This window comes from Comamonas sp. Z3 (genome assembly GCF_008121565.1).
In the GTDB taxonomy this organism is placed as follows: Bacteria; Pseudomonadota; Gammaproteobacteria; order Burkholderiales; family Burkholderiaceae_C; genus Comamonas; species Comamonas brasiliensis.
In genome coordinates, this window is sequence record NZ_VOQU01000001.1 from 38,038 (window position 1) to 51,473 (window position 13,436).

The window sequence follows — 13,436 nt, forward strand, 5'->3', positions numbered from 1 at the left end:
AGGCTGTAAGGACCTGGTTGTCGTGATATTCGGCTATACGGAAGAGCAGATTGCCCACTTTTTCCTGACCTGGGGCGTGGGAGCCTTCATCTTGTTCATGGTGTTCATCATCCTGCAGTTGGCGCGTCAGTCCAAGGCAGGCAAGTTCGGCACCTTTGTGATTTTTCTGGGTCTGGGCGTGGGCTTTGTCGGCTATCTTGCCAAAATCATCATCCAGTGGTGGATAGAGAGCCACTGAGCCCTGCCCCGCAGCCAGGCCCAATGGCCCGAGCAGATCTTCCCTACTGCAACGAGAAAGAGGGAAGGCCTGTGGCGCCCCGGGCGCTCAACCCGGTTTCACCTGTGCGCGCTTGAGCACTTTTTGCCAGCGGTTCTGCTCGATGCTGATGAACTGGGCAAACTGCTCAGGCGTGCTGCCAATGGGTTCGGCCGCATCGCCTTGGAGGCGCTTGAGCGCATCGGGTGCCTTGACGGCCTTGGCGCATTCTGCGGCCAGCTTGTCCACATGGGCGCGGGGCAGGCTGGAAGGGGCCAGCATGCCGTACCACTGGGTCATCTCGAAGCCCGCAAAACCCTGCTCTGCCACCGTAGGCACATCAGGCAGTTGCGTCAGGCGCTTGGTCGAGCCGGTGGCAATGCAGCGCACCTTGCCGGCCTTGATGAAGGGCAGCAGCGCGGCGGCGCCGACCGAGGCCGCATCAAGACGGCCCGAGAGCAGGTCTGTCATCATGGGGCCGGTGCCGCGATAAGGCACGTGGAGCATGAAGATGTCGGCCGTCATCTTCAGATACTCGAATGCCAGATGACCTGCACTGCCATTGCCGGCCGAGCCATAGCTGAGCTTGCCGGGATTCTTCTTGGCATAGGCCACCAGATCGGCAATGTTCTTGACGGGCAGATCGGGGTGCACCACATAGAGGCTTGGCACCTTGGCCAGCAGGCTCACGGGCACAAAGTCCTTTTTGGGGTCCCAGGGCAGCTTGTCAAAAATATAGGGGTTGACGGCCAGTGTGCCGATATGGCCGAGGATGACCGTGCTCTGGTCATCGGCGCGAGCCACTTCCTGCATGGCGATATTGCCTGCGGCGCCGGGCTTGTTGTCCACGAATACGTTCTGACCGATGGTCTTGGACAGCTCGGCTGCGGTGGAGCGGGCCACGATCTCAGAGCTGCCGCCAGGCGCAAACGGCACGACAAAGCGAATCGGGCGGTTGGGCCAGCTGTCATCGGCAGCGCGGGCCATGCCGGGCAGCATGCTGCTGCAGGCCAGGGCTCCGGCGCCGGTCAGCAGGTGACGGCGCGAGATGCTCAGAATTTCGCGAGTGGACTTGTCGAACGTGGATGCCATGTTGTCTCCGTTGCTTTTGGCTTTATGCGGCTGAGAGATTGCCTCTCAAGCCATGGTTGCAACTGTGGCTGTCAAATCGCTGTCAAACCGCCTGCGGCAGCGCGATCCGGGCATCAGGATTGTGCTGATAGGGTTTGCGCTAGAGCTACTCAGTCCTGGTCCTTGCGGACCAGCTCGTCGGCAGCCGTCATCCCGCAACGCACCGCACCTTCAAGCGTCGCCGGGTAGGGCCCGCTCACATAGTCGCCGCAAGCCCAGAGGCCATGGCCTAGCTTCATGCCTGGGCGCTTCACGTCGGGTCTGCAGGCAAATGTGGCGCGCTTTTCAACCACGGTCAGCACGGCTTGAATGTCTTGCCAGCCCAGCTGTTGACGGGCTTGTTCCAGCACCTGCCGCTCCAGGGTCTCGCGGTCTGTGCGGCAGTCGCTGACGACAAATGCCATCAGACCTTGCTGGGCACCATCGGCGGGCTGCAGATGACTGCGGTCGAACACAAATTGGGCTGGAGCCTGGGCGTCGGGTTGCAGTGCCAGCCACGGCAGCCCGACTGCAAGGCGATGGCTGCTGCGCGTATAGACCGTGGCAATGGCCGTGTGCTCCAGCGCCTGCGCGCTCTGTGCCCAGTGCTGGTAATGCACGCCGTCGCGGGCGGGAAGTCGCTGGTCTTCGGCCGCCAGCAGGGCCAGTCGAGCGGCTTCTTGAGGCGGGCAGGCCAGCAGCACGGCATCAAAGCGCGATTGCTCCAACTCTGCGGCAGTGGCGGGGTTGGAGCTGCGCAGCAGCCATTGCTGGCCCTGGGGAATCAGCTCCTGAATGCGGCTGGCCGTATGCACGGCATGCCCTCGGTCTTGCAGCCATTGCGCGGCCGGGTTCGGAAACAGATCTCCGAGTCCGCAGCGCGGCAGCAGAAAATGGGAGCCGCCCGTGCCCGCGAACAGCGCGTCATGCAGCACGCGCAGGAAGATGCTGCCGCTGGCCTGTGCGGCTGGCAGATTGAGGGCTGACACGCACAGCGGCTCGATGAATTCATCGAGCAGGCGATTTGGTAGACCGCTGCAGATATCGGCAACGGTTGCAGCATCTGCGCATCGAAAGCCCTGAAGGCGCCAGCGCAGGGCACGGCCCAGCAGGGCGGCACGTTCGCGTAGCGACCAGCCTCTGGCGCTGACAATTCCGACCAGGGCGTCGAGAGGCGCGGGCAGTTCGGGAAAGCTCAGGCCGCTGCCATCGGCATGGCGCATGGCCAGTGGCCTGCGCAGCAGGGCTTGTTCCGGCGCCACGCCCACGGCGCGCATGAGTCGCAGGCATTCGGCATAGGCGCCGATCAGAATATGCTGGCCGTTGTCGGCGAAGGTGCCGCCCGGCAGTTCCAGATTGCGGGCCCGGCCACCGAGCTGGCGGCCGGCTTCGAAAACCGTGGGCTGATGGCCGCCTAGCGAGAGCTGTACTGCGGCAGCCATGCCGGCCCAGCCGCCACCGATGATGGCAACTTGCATGGCGCGCTTACATGCGGCCCAGTGCCTGCATCTTCCAGACCAGCCAGAATTTGCGCAGCGGTGTGAGGCTGATGCGCTGGTGCAGCACCTGGAAGTTCTCGGACTCGATTTCGCGCAGCAGGGTGCGGTAGATGCTGGCCATCATGAGGCCGGGCTTTTGTGCGTGGCGATCGGCATCGGGCAGCAGGCCCAGTGCCTTGTCATAGAGGCTGTGGGCACGCTCGGCCTGAAAGCGCATCAGCGCCGTGAAGCGATCAGAATACTCGCGCTTGTTGATCTCGTGGGCCTTGACGTCGAACTGCTGCAGCTCGCTGATGGGCAGGTAGATACGGCCGCGCATGGCGTCTTCGCCCACGTCGCGGATGATATTGGTCAGCTGCAGGGCCTGACCCAGCGTGTGGGCGTATTCGGTGGTGCGCTCGTCGGTCTGGCCGAAGATGCGGGCGGCGACTTCGCCGACCACGCCGGCGACCAGATGGCAGTAGCGCTGCAGGCCGGCAAAGTCCAGATAGCGGGTCTGATCCAGATCCATCTGGCAGCCTTCGATGACGGCCTGCAGATGGCGCTCTTCGATGCCATAGGTCTTGGCGTGGGGCATCAGTGCCTGCATCACGGGATGGGCGGACTGGCTGGTGAAGGCCCTGTGCACCTCGGTCTTCCACCAGGCCAGCTTGGTGGCGGCCACGCCGGGGTCCGTGACCTCGTCGACCACGTCATCCACTTCGCGGCAGAAGGCATAGAAAGCCGTGATGGCGGCGCGGCGCTCCTTGGGCAAGAAGAGAAAGGCGTAATAGAAGCTGCTGCCCGAAGAGGCGGCTTTGTCTTGGACGTACTGATCCGGATTCATAGGGGGAGCATTGTCCCATGATGCGGGTTGTCGGCCGACACAATAGTGAAATGCGCGGCATGCACCTGGTTGGACTTCAAATTCAATAGCGACCTGCGCAGGTAAAGCAAGGGTTCAGGGCTATCTTGCTTCGATCACATGCGCAGGGCTTGCCAGAGCATGACGGCCATGTCGAGCTTGCCCAGCTTGATGCGCTGATAGAGGTTGCGCCCCTGCATGGCGTCCAGTCTGTCCAGCATGCGCAGGCCGCCTTGCACGACCAGACGCAGCTCCCAGCCCGTACGGCCGGGCAGTTGATGTACCAGGGGCGCACCATGGTTCATCAGGCTGCGGGCCTGGCGGTTGAGCTCGCCCAGCAAAGATTGAAGCTCGGGCGTCAATGCCGTTGCTTCGGGCTTGATGGCTCGGCGCACCAGGCCGTGGCGGGTCAGATCGGCATCCGGCAGGTAGTGGCGCTGGCGCGGCAAGTCCTGGCTCAGATCCTGCCAGAAGTTGATGAGCTGCAGTGCGGTGCAGATGGCGTCACTCTGAATCAGTGCCTTGGCGTTGACCACGCCATACAGATGCAGCAGCAGGCGGCCGACCGGGTTGGCAGAGCGGCGGCAGTAATCCAGCAACTGGGCCATGTCGGTGTAGTGGGCCTGGGCGGCCGTCATGCGCACATCCTGCTCGAAGGCGCTGAGCAGGTCGGCCAGCAATGGCTTGGGCAGGCCATGGGCCTGAACCTGAACTGCCAGCGGGCCGAAGATATGGGGCCAGGAGGTTCGCGTCAGCATGGCGGCTTCGCCGGCGCTGCCCAGCTGCTGCAGATCGGCGGCATATTGCTGCAACTGTGCCAGGCGCTTCTCTGCGCAATGATCCCCTTCGTCGGCCAGGTCGTCGGCGGTGCGTGCAAAGTGGTAGATGGCGGCAATGGGCGCGCGCAGCCGTGGCGGGCACAGCCAGGAGGCGACGGGAAAATTCTCGTAATGGTTGATGCTGGCCGGCGCATTGGCGACGGTGCTTGCTGGGGGCATATGGTTCACGCCCGTATTGTGGACCGGGCGGGCTTGCCGGCTTGCGGCGGCCCATAAAAAGACGGCGCAAAAGCGCACGTGCGTGCACAATCAGCGCTGACTTTGGTGCAGCGGCCTGCCCGGCGGCTGCGCTTTTCCTATTTTTACAAGCCCAGAACACCATGGCTGTTTCGTCTTCTCGTCGTTTTGCAATGTTGTCTTTGCCGCGCCGGCCTGCCGTGCCCTTGGCTGCGCTGTCCATCGTGGCGGCTGCTGTCATGTTGTCGGCCTGTTCCAAGAAGGAGGCTGCGCCCGAGCCGGTGCGTGCCGTCAAGCTGGTGACCGTGGGTGAGGGGCAGATCGAATCTGCCCAGGAATATTCGGGCGATGTGCGGGCCCGTGTGGAGTCTCGCCTCGGCTTTCGCGTGGCGGGCAAGATCACCAGGCGCGAGGTGGAGCTGGGCCAGCATGTGAAGGCCGGACAGGTGCTGGCGCGCCTGGATGCGCGTGACTATCAGCTCGGTGCCGATGCCGCGCGCGCCCAGCTGGCCTCGGCCACCACGCAGCGCGATCTGGCCGAGGCCAATGCCAAGCGTTTTCGCACGCTGCGAGCCCAGAACTTCATCAGCGCCGCAGAGATGGAGCGCTACGAGGCCAATCTGAAGGCGGCTCAGGCCTCGCTCGACCAGGCGCGAGCCCAGCTCTCCAGCCAGTCCAATCAGGAGAACTACACCCAGTTGCTGGCCGATGCCGATGGCGTGGTCACCGCCGTGGAGGCCGAACCCGGTCAGGTGGTTGCGGCCGGCACGCCCGTGGTGCGGATCGCCCAGGATGGCGCGCGCGATGCGGTGTTCAGCGTGCCGGAAGACCGGCGCAGCGCCATCAAGCCTGGGCAAGGCGTCAAGGTCAGGCCCTGGTCGGATGAGTCGCGCGTGATCAACGCCCTGGTGCGTGAGGTGGCGGCCAGCGCCGATCCGGCCACACGCACCTATGTGGTCAAGGCCGCTCTGCAGGGAACGGACCTGCCCGCATTGGGAGCCACCGTGCATGTCATGCCAGAGGGCATGGGCGTCAGCGGCGAAGCCGTAGGCAGCCAGGTCATCAAGTTGCCAACCACGGCCTTGCGCCAGGAGGGCGGTAACGGTCAGGGTACGGCCGTCTGGCTCTATGACGCGGCCAGCAGCTCGGTGAAGCTGCAGCCGGTGCAGATTGCCAGCGCCGACGGTAATGAGGCGGTGATTGCCTCGGGTCTGCAACCCGGCATGCAGGTGGTGGCCACAGGCGCCCATGTGCTGACCCCTGGCCAGAAGGTGACGGTATATCGCGATAAATACGCCAAGCCGCCACAAAACTCTGTATCAGATCAGCACAAAACGCAGGTGGATAGAATGCAGAATGCTCCTGAATCTGGAGCGTCTCAGCCTGCAGTCGCTGCGGAGGCGGGCAAATGAGCGGCACTGGACACAAAAAGACCGGTGGTGCGCATTTCAATCTTTCCCGCTGGGCGCTCGATCATGTGGCGCTGACGCGCTACTTCATCGTCGTGCTGATGCTGCTGGGCTTTGCGGCCTTTTTTCAGCTGGGGCAGGACGAGGACCCTCCATTCACCTTCCGGGCCATGGTCATTCGTACCTACTGGCCTGGCGCGACGGCCGAGCAGGTGGCTCAGCAGGTGACGGACAAGATCGAGCGCACGCTGCAGGAAGTGCCTTATGCCGACAAGATCAGCAGCTATTCCAAGCCCGGCGAGTCGCAAGTCATCTTCCAGGTCAAGGACTACTCTCCCCCCAAGGAAGTGCCACAGCTCTGGTATACGGTGCGCAAGAAAGTGGGGGATATGCGCTATACCCTGCCTCAGGGCGTGCAGGGGCCGTTCTTCAATGACGACTTTGGCGACGTCTATGGCGTGATCTATGCGCTGCAGGCCAAGGGCTTCAGCTACGCGGAACTCAAGACTCTGGCCGACGATGTGCGTCAGCAACTGCTGCAGGTGCCCGATGTGGCCAAGGTCGAGCAGTTCGGCGTGCAGGACGAAAAGGTCTATGTGGAGCTGTCGCACAAAGCCACGCAGATGGGGCTGAACCTCAAGCAGGTACTCGACCAGCTCAACCAGCAAAATGCCGTGGCCTCGGCCGGTACCTTGCAGACGCCTGCCGAAACCATTGTGCTGCGTGTGCAGGGCCAGTTCAACGACCTGGAGCAATTGCGTGCCATGCCCATCATCGGCCAGGGCGGGGCACAGTTCAGGCTGGGGGATATCGCCGAAGTGCGCCGTGGCTATGCCGATCCGGCCAATGTCATGGTGCGTTTTCAGGGCGAGCCTACGGTGGCCCTGGGAGTTTCCATGGTCAAGGGCGGCGACATCATTGCCCTGGGCAAGGCGCTGACACAGGCCACGGAGCGCATCGCCAAAAGCCTGCCCGTGGGCGTGACGCTGAGCAATATGCAGAACCAGCCCAAGGCGGTGGCGGATTCGGTCAGCGAGTTTCTCCAGGTGCTGGTCGAAGCCGTGGTCGTGGTGCTGGCCGTGAGTTTTCTGAGCCTGGGCCTGCACAAGCGCCCGGGGCAGCATCCGCTGTGGAAGCGCTGGTATATCGACCCGCGTCCCGGACTGGTGGTGGGCATCACCATTCCGCTGGTGCTCGCCGCGACCTTCCTGGCCATGTGGTACTGGAATATCGGTCTGCACAAGGTGTCGCTGGGCTCGCTCATCATTGCGCTGGGCCTGCTGGTGGACGACGCCATCATTGCCGTGGAGATGATGGTGCGAAAGATGGAGGAAGGCTACGACAAGTACCGCGCCGCCACCTTTGCCTATGAGATCACCTCCAAGCCCATGCTGACCGGTACGCTGATCACGGCTGCCGGCTTTCTGCCCATCGGCATGGCCAAATCCATGACGGGCGAATACACCTTTGCCATCTTCGCGGTGACGGTGATTGCCCTGGTGCTCAGCTGGTTCGCCTCCGTGTACTTCGTGCCCTATCTGGGCCTGCTGCTGCTCAAGAAGCCGCCGCATGCGGCCAAGCTGCCGCCCGAGGTGGCGTCCGGAGAGGTGTCGGCCGAGGAGGCGGGAATCAACACCGATGCGGGCGAGCATGAGCTGTTCGACACGCCGTTCTACAACCGCTTCCGCCGCACGGTGAACTGGTGCGTGCAGCACCGCTGGCTGACGATAGCCGCCACGGTGCTGGTGTTCGTGCTGGGCCTGGCCGGCATGGGCAAGGTGCAGCAGCAGTTCTTCCCCGATTCCAGCCGTCCGGAAGTGCTGGTCGATATATGGTTCCCCGAAGGCACTTCCCTTCAGGCCAACAAGGAAGTGACACTGCGCGTGGAAAAGCGCTTCTTGCAGCTCGACGGCGTGGAGTCCGTCAGCGAATGGATAGGCTCCGGAGCGCCGCGCTTCTATCTGCCGCTGGACCAGGTTTTTCCGCAGAACAACGTCTCCCAGTTCATTCTGGTGACCAAGGACCTGAAGGCGCGCGAGGAAATCCGCAAGCAGCTGCCGGCGCTGATGGCCGAGGAGTTCCCCGAGGTGCGGGCGCGTTCCAAGCTGCTGCCCAATGGGCCGCCCGTGCAATATCCGGTGCAGTTCCGTGTCATGGGCTCGGACCCTGCCAAGCTGCGCACCTACGCCGATGAAGTCAAGGCGCTCATGCAAGCCAATGCGGATATGCGTGGCGTCAACGACAACTGGAACGAGTCTGTCAAGGTCATACGCCTGAAGGTTGATCAGGACAAGGCGCGTGCCCTGGGTGTGACCAGCCAGTCGATCGCCGAAGCCACGGGCATGAATTTCAGCGGCACCACCGTGGGGCAGTTCCGTGAAGGCGACAAGCTGATCGATATCGTGATGCGCCCGCCCAAGCAGGACCGCGATGCCATTACGGATATCGCGACTGTCTATGTCACCACGGCGAACGGGCAGTCCATTCCACTCACGCAGATTGCCAAGCCCGTCATGGTCTGGGAGCCGGGCGTGATGTGGCGCGAGAAGCGCAACTTCGCGATCACCGTTCAAGGCGATGTGCGTGAGGGCCTGCAGGGCGCCACGCTGACCAACGAGCTGTTGCCGCAACTGCGCAAGATGGAAGCCGGCTGGCATGCGGCCGGTGACACCGGTTATCGCATCGAGGTGGCCGGTGCCGTGGAAGAAAGCTCCAAGGGCTCCGGCGCCATCGTGGCGGGTATCCCGGTGCTGCTGTTTCTGACCTTCACATTGCTCATGCTGCAGTTGCGCAGCGTCAGCCGTTCGCTGCTGGTGTTCATCACCGGCCCCTTGGGCATTCCCGGTGTGGCGGCGGCCTTGCTGCTGCTGAATCGCCCCTTCGGCTTTGTGGCGCTGCTGGGCGTCGTGGCCTTGATGGGCATGATTCAGCGCAATTCGGTGATTCTGATCGACCAGATTGAAAGCGGGCGTGCCCGCGGCGTGCCGGCCTGGGATGCGATTGTGGAGGCGGCCGTGCACAGGCTGCGTCCCATCGTGCTGACGGCGGCAGCAGCCGTACTGGCCATGATTCCACTGTCGCGCAGCGTGTTCTGGGGTCCCATGGCGGTTGCCATCATGGGGGGCCTCATCGTGGCGACCGTGCTGACCCTGCTGGCCTTGCCCGCCATGTATGCGGCGGCATTCCGCATCAGAAAGGACACGGCCTGAGCCTGGATTGTGCGAAAGACTGCCGATTTTGCGGCTAGAATCTGCGTCTTGACCTCAGTAGGCGTAGATTTGCGCATTGCTGACCGCGCGGGTGGCGAAATTGGTAGACGCACCAGGTTTAGGTCCTGACGGTGGCAACACCGTGCCGGTTCGAGTCCGGCTCCGCGCACCAGATACAGGCACTCTCTGCTGCCCAAGCCCGTAACCCCAAGCCGTTACGGGCTTTTTCTTTTCCCGGCCCCTGCTGTGCAGCTGCGGTGTCAGCTTTTAAGGCAAACCCCTGTAGGGCGATGGCGGAGCCTGCGCGGCGCCTCGTTATAATGGTCGGCTTCGCCTGTTCCTGATTTGAACAAATGCCCGGCGCCAGACGCGGGTGCCAATGACCGGGGCAGGCTCTGGAAATTTGTGGTGCCGCATGTCCCAGGCGATCCCGGGCGTGCGCGCACTGTGACTTTGCGCAACACGGTGCGGGTTGTTAGTCAATCTGCACGGTCCTCATCCCTCTTAGGAAAAATCATGGCCGTTAACGTTGAAACTCTTGAAAAGCTCGAGCGCAAGATCACGCTGAGCGTGCCCCTGTCGGCAATCCAGTCCGAAGTGGATGCCCGCCTGAAGAAGGTGGCGCGCACGGTGAAGATGGACGGTTTCCGTCCCGGCAAGGTGCCCATGAGCGTCGTGGCTCAGCGTTATGGCTACTCCGTGCAATACGAAGTGCTGAACGACAAGGTGGGCGAGGCTTTTGCCGCTGCCGTGAACGAAGCCGATCTGCGCGTTGCCGGTCAGCCCAAGATCACCGAAAAGGAAGGCGCTGCCGAAGGCGAAGCGCAATTCGAAGCCGTGTTCGAAGTCATGCCCGAAGTCAAGATCGGCGACCTGACTGCTGCCGAAGTGGAAAAGCTGACCACCAGCGTGGACGACGCAGCCATCGACAAGACCGTGGACATCCTGCGCAAGCAGCGTCGCACCTTCACCGAGCGCGCTGCCGGTGAAGCCGCTGTGGACGGCGACCGCGTGACCGTGGACTTCGAAGGCAAGATCGACGGCGAGACTTTCTCGGGCGGCAAGGCTGAAGACTTCCAGTTCCTGGTCGGCGAAGGCCAGATGCTCAAGGAATTCGAAGACGCAACCCGTGGCATGAAGGCCGGCGAGTCCAAGACTTTCCCCCTGGCTTTCCCCGCTGACTACCACGGTGCTGACGTGGCCGGCAAGACTGCCGACTTCCTGGTGACCGTCAAGAAGGTGGAAGCTCCCAACCTGCCCGAAGTGAACGAAGAGTTCGTCAAGACCCTGGGCGTGGAAGGCGGCTCCGTCGAAGCCCTGCGCGACGACATCAAGAAGAACCTGGAGCGCGAAGTGAAGTTCCGCGTTCAAGGCCGCAACAAGCAAGCCGTGATGGACGCTCTGGTGTCCGTGTCCGAGCTGGATCTGCCCAAGGCTTCCGTGCAAGCCGAAGTTGGCCGTCTGCTGGAAGGCGCGCGCGCCGAGCTGGAACAGCGAGGCATCAAGGATGCTGCCAAGGCTGAGATCCCCGAAGACATCTTCCTGCCCCAGGCCGAGCGTCGCGTGCGTCTGGGTCTGGTGGTGGCCGAGCTGGTCAAGAGCAACAATCTGCAAGCTACTGCCGAGCAGATCAAGGCTCATGTCGAAGAGCTGGCTTCCAGCTACGAGAAGCCCGAAGACGTGGTGCGCTGGTACTTCGGCGATCGCAACCGCCTGGCCGAAGTGGAAGCCGTTGTGATCGAAAACAACGTCACCGACTTCGTTCTGGGCAAGGCCAAGGTCACCGACAAGGCCGTTTCCTTCGACGAGCTGATGGGCCAGGCCTAAGGGCTGAACCTTTTATCGGTGCTTGCCCTAGGCAAGTTCCGATAACTTAAATTGCGGGGCTTGTGCTTTTGCGCGCAAGCCCCATTTTCTTTTCAGAATGCGGCTACAGTAGGCGCATAGCACTGGAGAAAACATGAGCGCATTGGATACATTGGGTTTGGGCATGGTGCCCATGGTCATTGAACAGTCGGGTCGCGGTGAGCGCTCCTACGACATTTATTCGCGTCTGCTCAAGGAGCGCGTGATTTTCCTGGTGGGCGAGGTCAACGACCAGACCGCCAATCTGGTGGTGGCTCAGCTGTTGTTCCTGGAAAGCGAAAATCCCGACAAGGATATTTCCTTCTACATCAACTCCCCCGGTGGCAGCGTGACGGCGGGCATGGCGATTTTCGACACCATGAACTTCATCAAGCCCGACGTCTCGACACTGTGCACCGGCATGGCCGCGAGCATGGGGGCTTTCCTGTTGTCGGCTGGAGCCAAGGGCAAGCGCTATGCACTGCCCAATGCCCAGGTCATGATTCACCAGCCTCTGGGCGGTGCACGTGGTCAGGCGACCGAAATCGAAATTCATGCCCGCGAAATCCTCAAGACCCGCGAACGCCTGAACAAGATCCTCGCCGAGCGCACCGGCCAGCCCCTGGAAAAGATCCAGAACGACACCGAGCGCGACTATTTCCTTTCCGCCGATGAGGCTAAGGACTACGGTCTGGTTGACCAGGTAATTAGCAAGCGTTCCTGAAATGCATAGCACCCAGGCCCCTGTCTGATTGGGCTTGCGGATGCCGGCAATGAAGATCCCGGGAGTTGCTGACTGGCTCCCGGGACTTGCTCGGCGGCGTTTGTCCCTGAAGGGCTACGCCGCCTTGTCTTTGGTTATCATTAATTTTCGTTTTTTCGTAACGAGGCACAGCCCCCATGGCCGATAAAAAAGGCTCTTCCACCGAAAAGAATTTGTATTGCACCTTCTGCGGCAAAAGCCAGCACGAGGTCAAAAAGCTGATCGCCGGCCCGTCCGTGTTCATCTGCGACGAGTGCATCGACTTGTGCAATGAGATCATTCGCGACGAACAGCCTGCCGCCGATGCCAAGGAAGGCCGCGGCGATCTACCTACGCCTGCCGAAATCAAGGCCAATCTCGACAACTATGTGATCGGTCAGGAACAGGCAAAGCGCACGCTGGCCGTGGCGGTCTACAACCACTACAAGCGACTGAACCACAAGGACAAGGCCGGCAAGGACGATGTGGAGCTCAGCAAGAGCAATATCTTGCTGATCGGTCCCACTGGGTCGGGCAAGACCTTGCTGGCCCAGACGCTGGCGCGTCAGCTCAATGTCCCCTTCGTGATGGCTGATGCCACCACGTTGACTGAGGCTGGCTATGTGGGCGAGGACGTCGAAAACATCATTCAGAAGCTGTTGCAAAGCTGCGAGTACGACGTCGAGCGCGCGCAGCGCGGCATTGTCTACATCGACGAAATCGACAAGATATCCCGCAAGTCGGACAACCCCAGCATCACGCGCGATGTCTCGGGTGAGGGCGTGCAGCAGGCGCTGCTCAAGCTGATCGAAGGCACGATGGCCAGCATTCCGCCACAGGGTGGGCGCAAGCATCCCAATCAGGACTTTCTGCAGATCGACACCACGAACATCCTGTTCATCTGCAGCGGCGCGTTTGCGGGGCTGGAGAAGGTCATCGAGAACCGCACCGAGGCTTCAGGCATCGGCTTTGGCGCTACCGTCAAGAGCAAGAAACAGCGTTCCATCTCGGAAATGTTCCTCGAGATCGAGCCCGAAGATCTGATCAAGTTCGGCATCATCCCCGAGCTGGTCGGCCGCATGCCTGTGGTGACGGCGCTGGCCGAGCTCAGCGAAGAGGCACTGGTCCAGATCCTGACCGAGCCCAAGAACGCGCTGGTCAAGCAATACAGCAAGCTGCTGGCCATGGAAGGTGTGGAGCTGGAAATCCGCCCGGCGGCACTGAAGGCGATTGCCCGCAAGGCTCTGGCCCGCAAGACCGGCGCCCGTGGCCTGCGCTCCATCGTTGAGCAGGCACTGATCAGCACCATGTTCGAGTTGCCAACGGCCGAGAACGTGGAAAAGGTGGTGGTGGAAGAGGCCACCATTGAAGACGGCAAGGAGCCGCTGCTGGTTTACCGTGAGGCGGCCAAAAAGGCCTGATACTGTGCTTGCGTGCGAGGCGCTTCTGTGATGGGGCGCCTTGCTGCATGAGACGGAAAGGCAATGCCCCTGCGGTGGCAAAAAC

General features: G+C 62.1%; 10 protein-coding genes and 1 tRNA gene. 7 read left to right on the top strand and 4 right to left on the bottom strand.

What is annotated here, in order from left to right; genetic code table 11:
• The first annotated feature begins 22 nt into the window (after positions 1-22).
• A complete protein-coding gene (locus FSY59_RS00190; RefSeq protein ID WP_003057514.1) occupies positions 23-238 on the top strand; it encodes a DUF2788 domain-containing protein in 216 nt (71 codons plus the stop codon).
• 87 nt (positions 239-325) lie between these two features.
• On the opposite strand, the gene FSY59_RS00195 is transcribed toward FSY59_RS00190, so the two are convergent.
• The 4 genes from FSY59_RS00195 to hpnC all read right to left on the bottom strand — a co-directional run bounded on the left by FSY59_RS00195 (position 326) and on the right by hpnC (position 4,707).
• Positions 326-1,348 (bottom strand): tripartite tricarboxylate transporter substrate binding protein, encoded by a 1,023-nt coding sequence (locus FSY59_RS00195; RefSeq protein ID WP_003057513.1) that lies wholly within the window; start codon positions 1,346-1,348, stop codon positions 326-328.
• A gap of 149 nt (positions 1,349-1,497) precedes the next feature.
• Positions 1,498-2,844: a hydroxysqualene dehydroxylase HpnE gene (hpnE, locus tag FSY59_RS00200; RefSeq protein WP_050872825.1), complete on the bottom strand. Its 1,347-nt coding sequence runs from the start codon at positions 2,842-2,844 to the stop codon at positions 1,498-1,500.
• 7 nt (positions 2,845-2,851) lie between these two features.
• Entirely contained in the window at positions 2,852-3,691 is an 840-nt protein-coding gene (hpnD, locus tag FSY59_RS00205; protein WP_003057509.1) for a presqualene diphosphate synthase HpnD, read from the bottom strand.
• Between the two features lie 134 nt (positions 3,692-3,825).
• Positions 3,826-4,707: a squalene synthase HpnC gene (gene hpnC, locus FSY59_RS00210; RefSeq protein WP_148728237.1), complete on the bottom strand. Its 882-nt coding sequence runs from the start codon at positions 4,705-4,707 to the stop codon at positions 3,826-3,828.
• 191 nt (positions 4,708-4,898) lie between these two features.
• Between hpnC and FSY59_RS00215 the strand changes: the two genes are divergently transcribed.
• The 6 genes from FSY59_RS00215 (at position 4,899) to clpX (ending at position 13,351) form a co-directional block, all read left to right on the top strand.
• Positions 4,899-6,137, top strand: coding sequence for an efflux RND transporter periplasmic adaptor subunit (locus FSY59_RS00215; protein ID WP_043371238.1), 1,239 nt, complete (start codon positions 4,899-4,901; stop codon positions 6,135-6,137).
• Positions 6,134-9,343 (top strand): efflux RND transporter permease subunit, encoded by a 3,210-nt coding sequence (locus FSY59_RS00220; protein WP_019044061.1) that lies wholly within the window; start codon positions 6,134-6,136, stop codon positions 9,341-9,343. The genes FSY59_RS00215 and FSY59_RS00220 overlap by 4 nt, the downstream gene beginning before the upstream one ends.
• Positions 9,344-9,428: 85 nt before the next feature.
• A tRNA-Leu gene (locus FSY59_RS00225) sits at positions 9,429-9,515 on the top strand.
• A 344-nt stretch (positions 9,516-9,859) separates the two neighbouring features.
• The gene (gene tig / locus FSY59_RS00230) at positions 9,860-11,170 is read left to right on the top strand and encodes a trigger factor (RefSeq protein WP_003057505.1); all 1,311 of its coding nucleotides are present in this window, start codon (positions 9,860-9,862) and stop codon (positions 11,168-11,170) included.
• A gap of 133 nt (positions 11,171-11,303) precedes the next feature.
• Positions 11,304-11,912 (top strand): ATP-dependent Clp endopeptidase proteolytic subunit ClpP, encoded by a 609-nt coding sequence (clpP, locus tag FSY59_RS00235; RefSeq protein ID WP_003057504.1) that lies wholly within the window; start codon positions 11,304-11,306, stop codon positions 11,910-11,912.
• Positions 11,913-12,088: 176 nt separating this feature from the next.
• Positions 12,089-13,351: an ATP-dependent Clp protease ATP-binding subunit ClpX gene (gene clpX / locus FSY59_RS00240; protein ID WP_003057503.1), complete on the top strand. Its 1,263-nt coding sequence runs from the start codon at positions 12,089-12,091 to the stop codon at positions 13,349-13,351.
• The last annotated feature ends 85 nt before the right edge of the window (positions 13,352-13,436 follow it).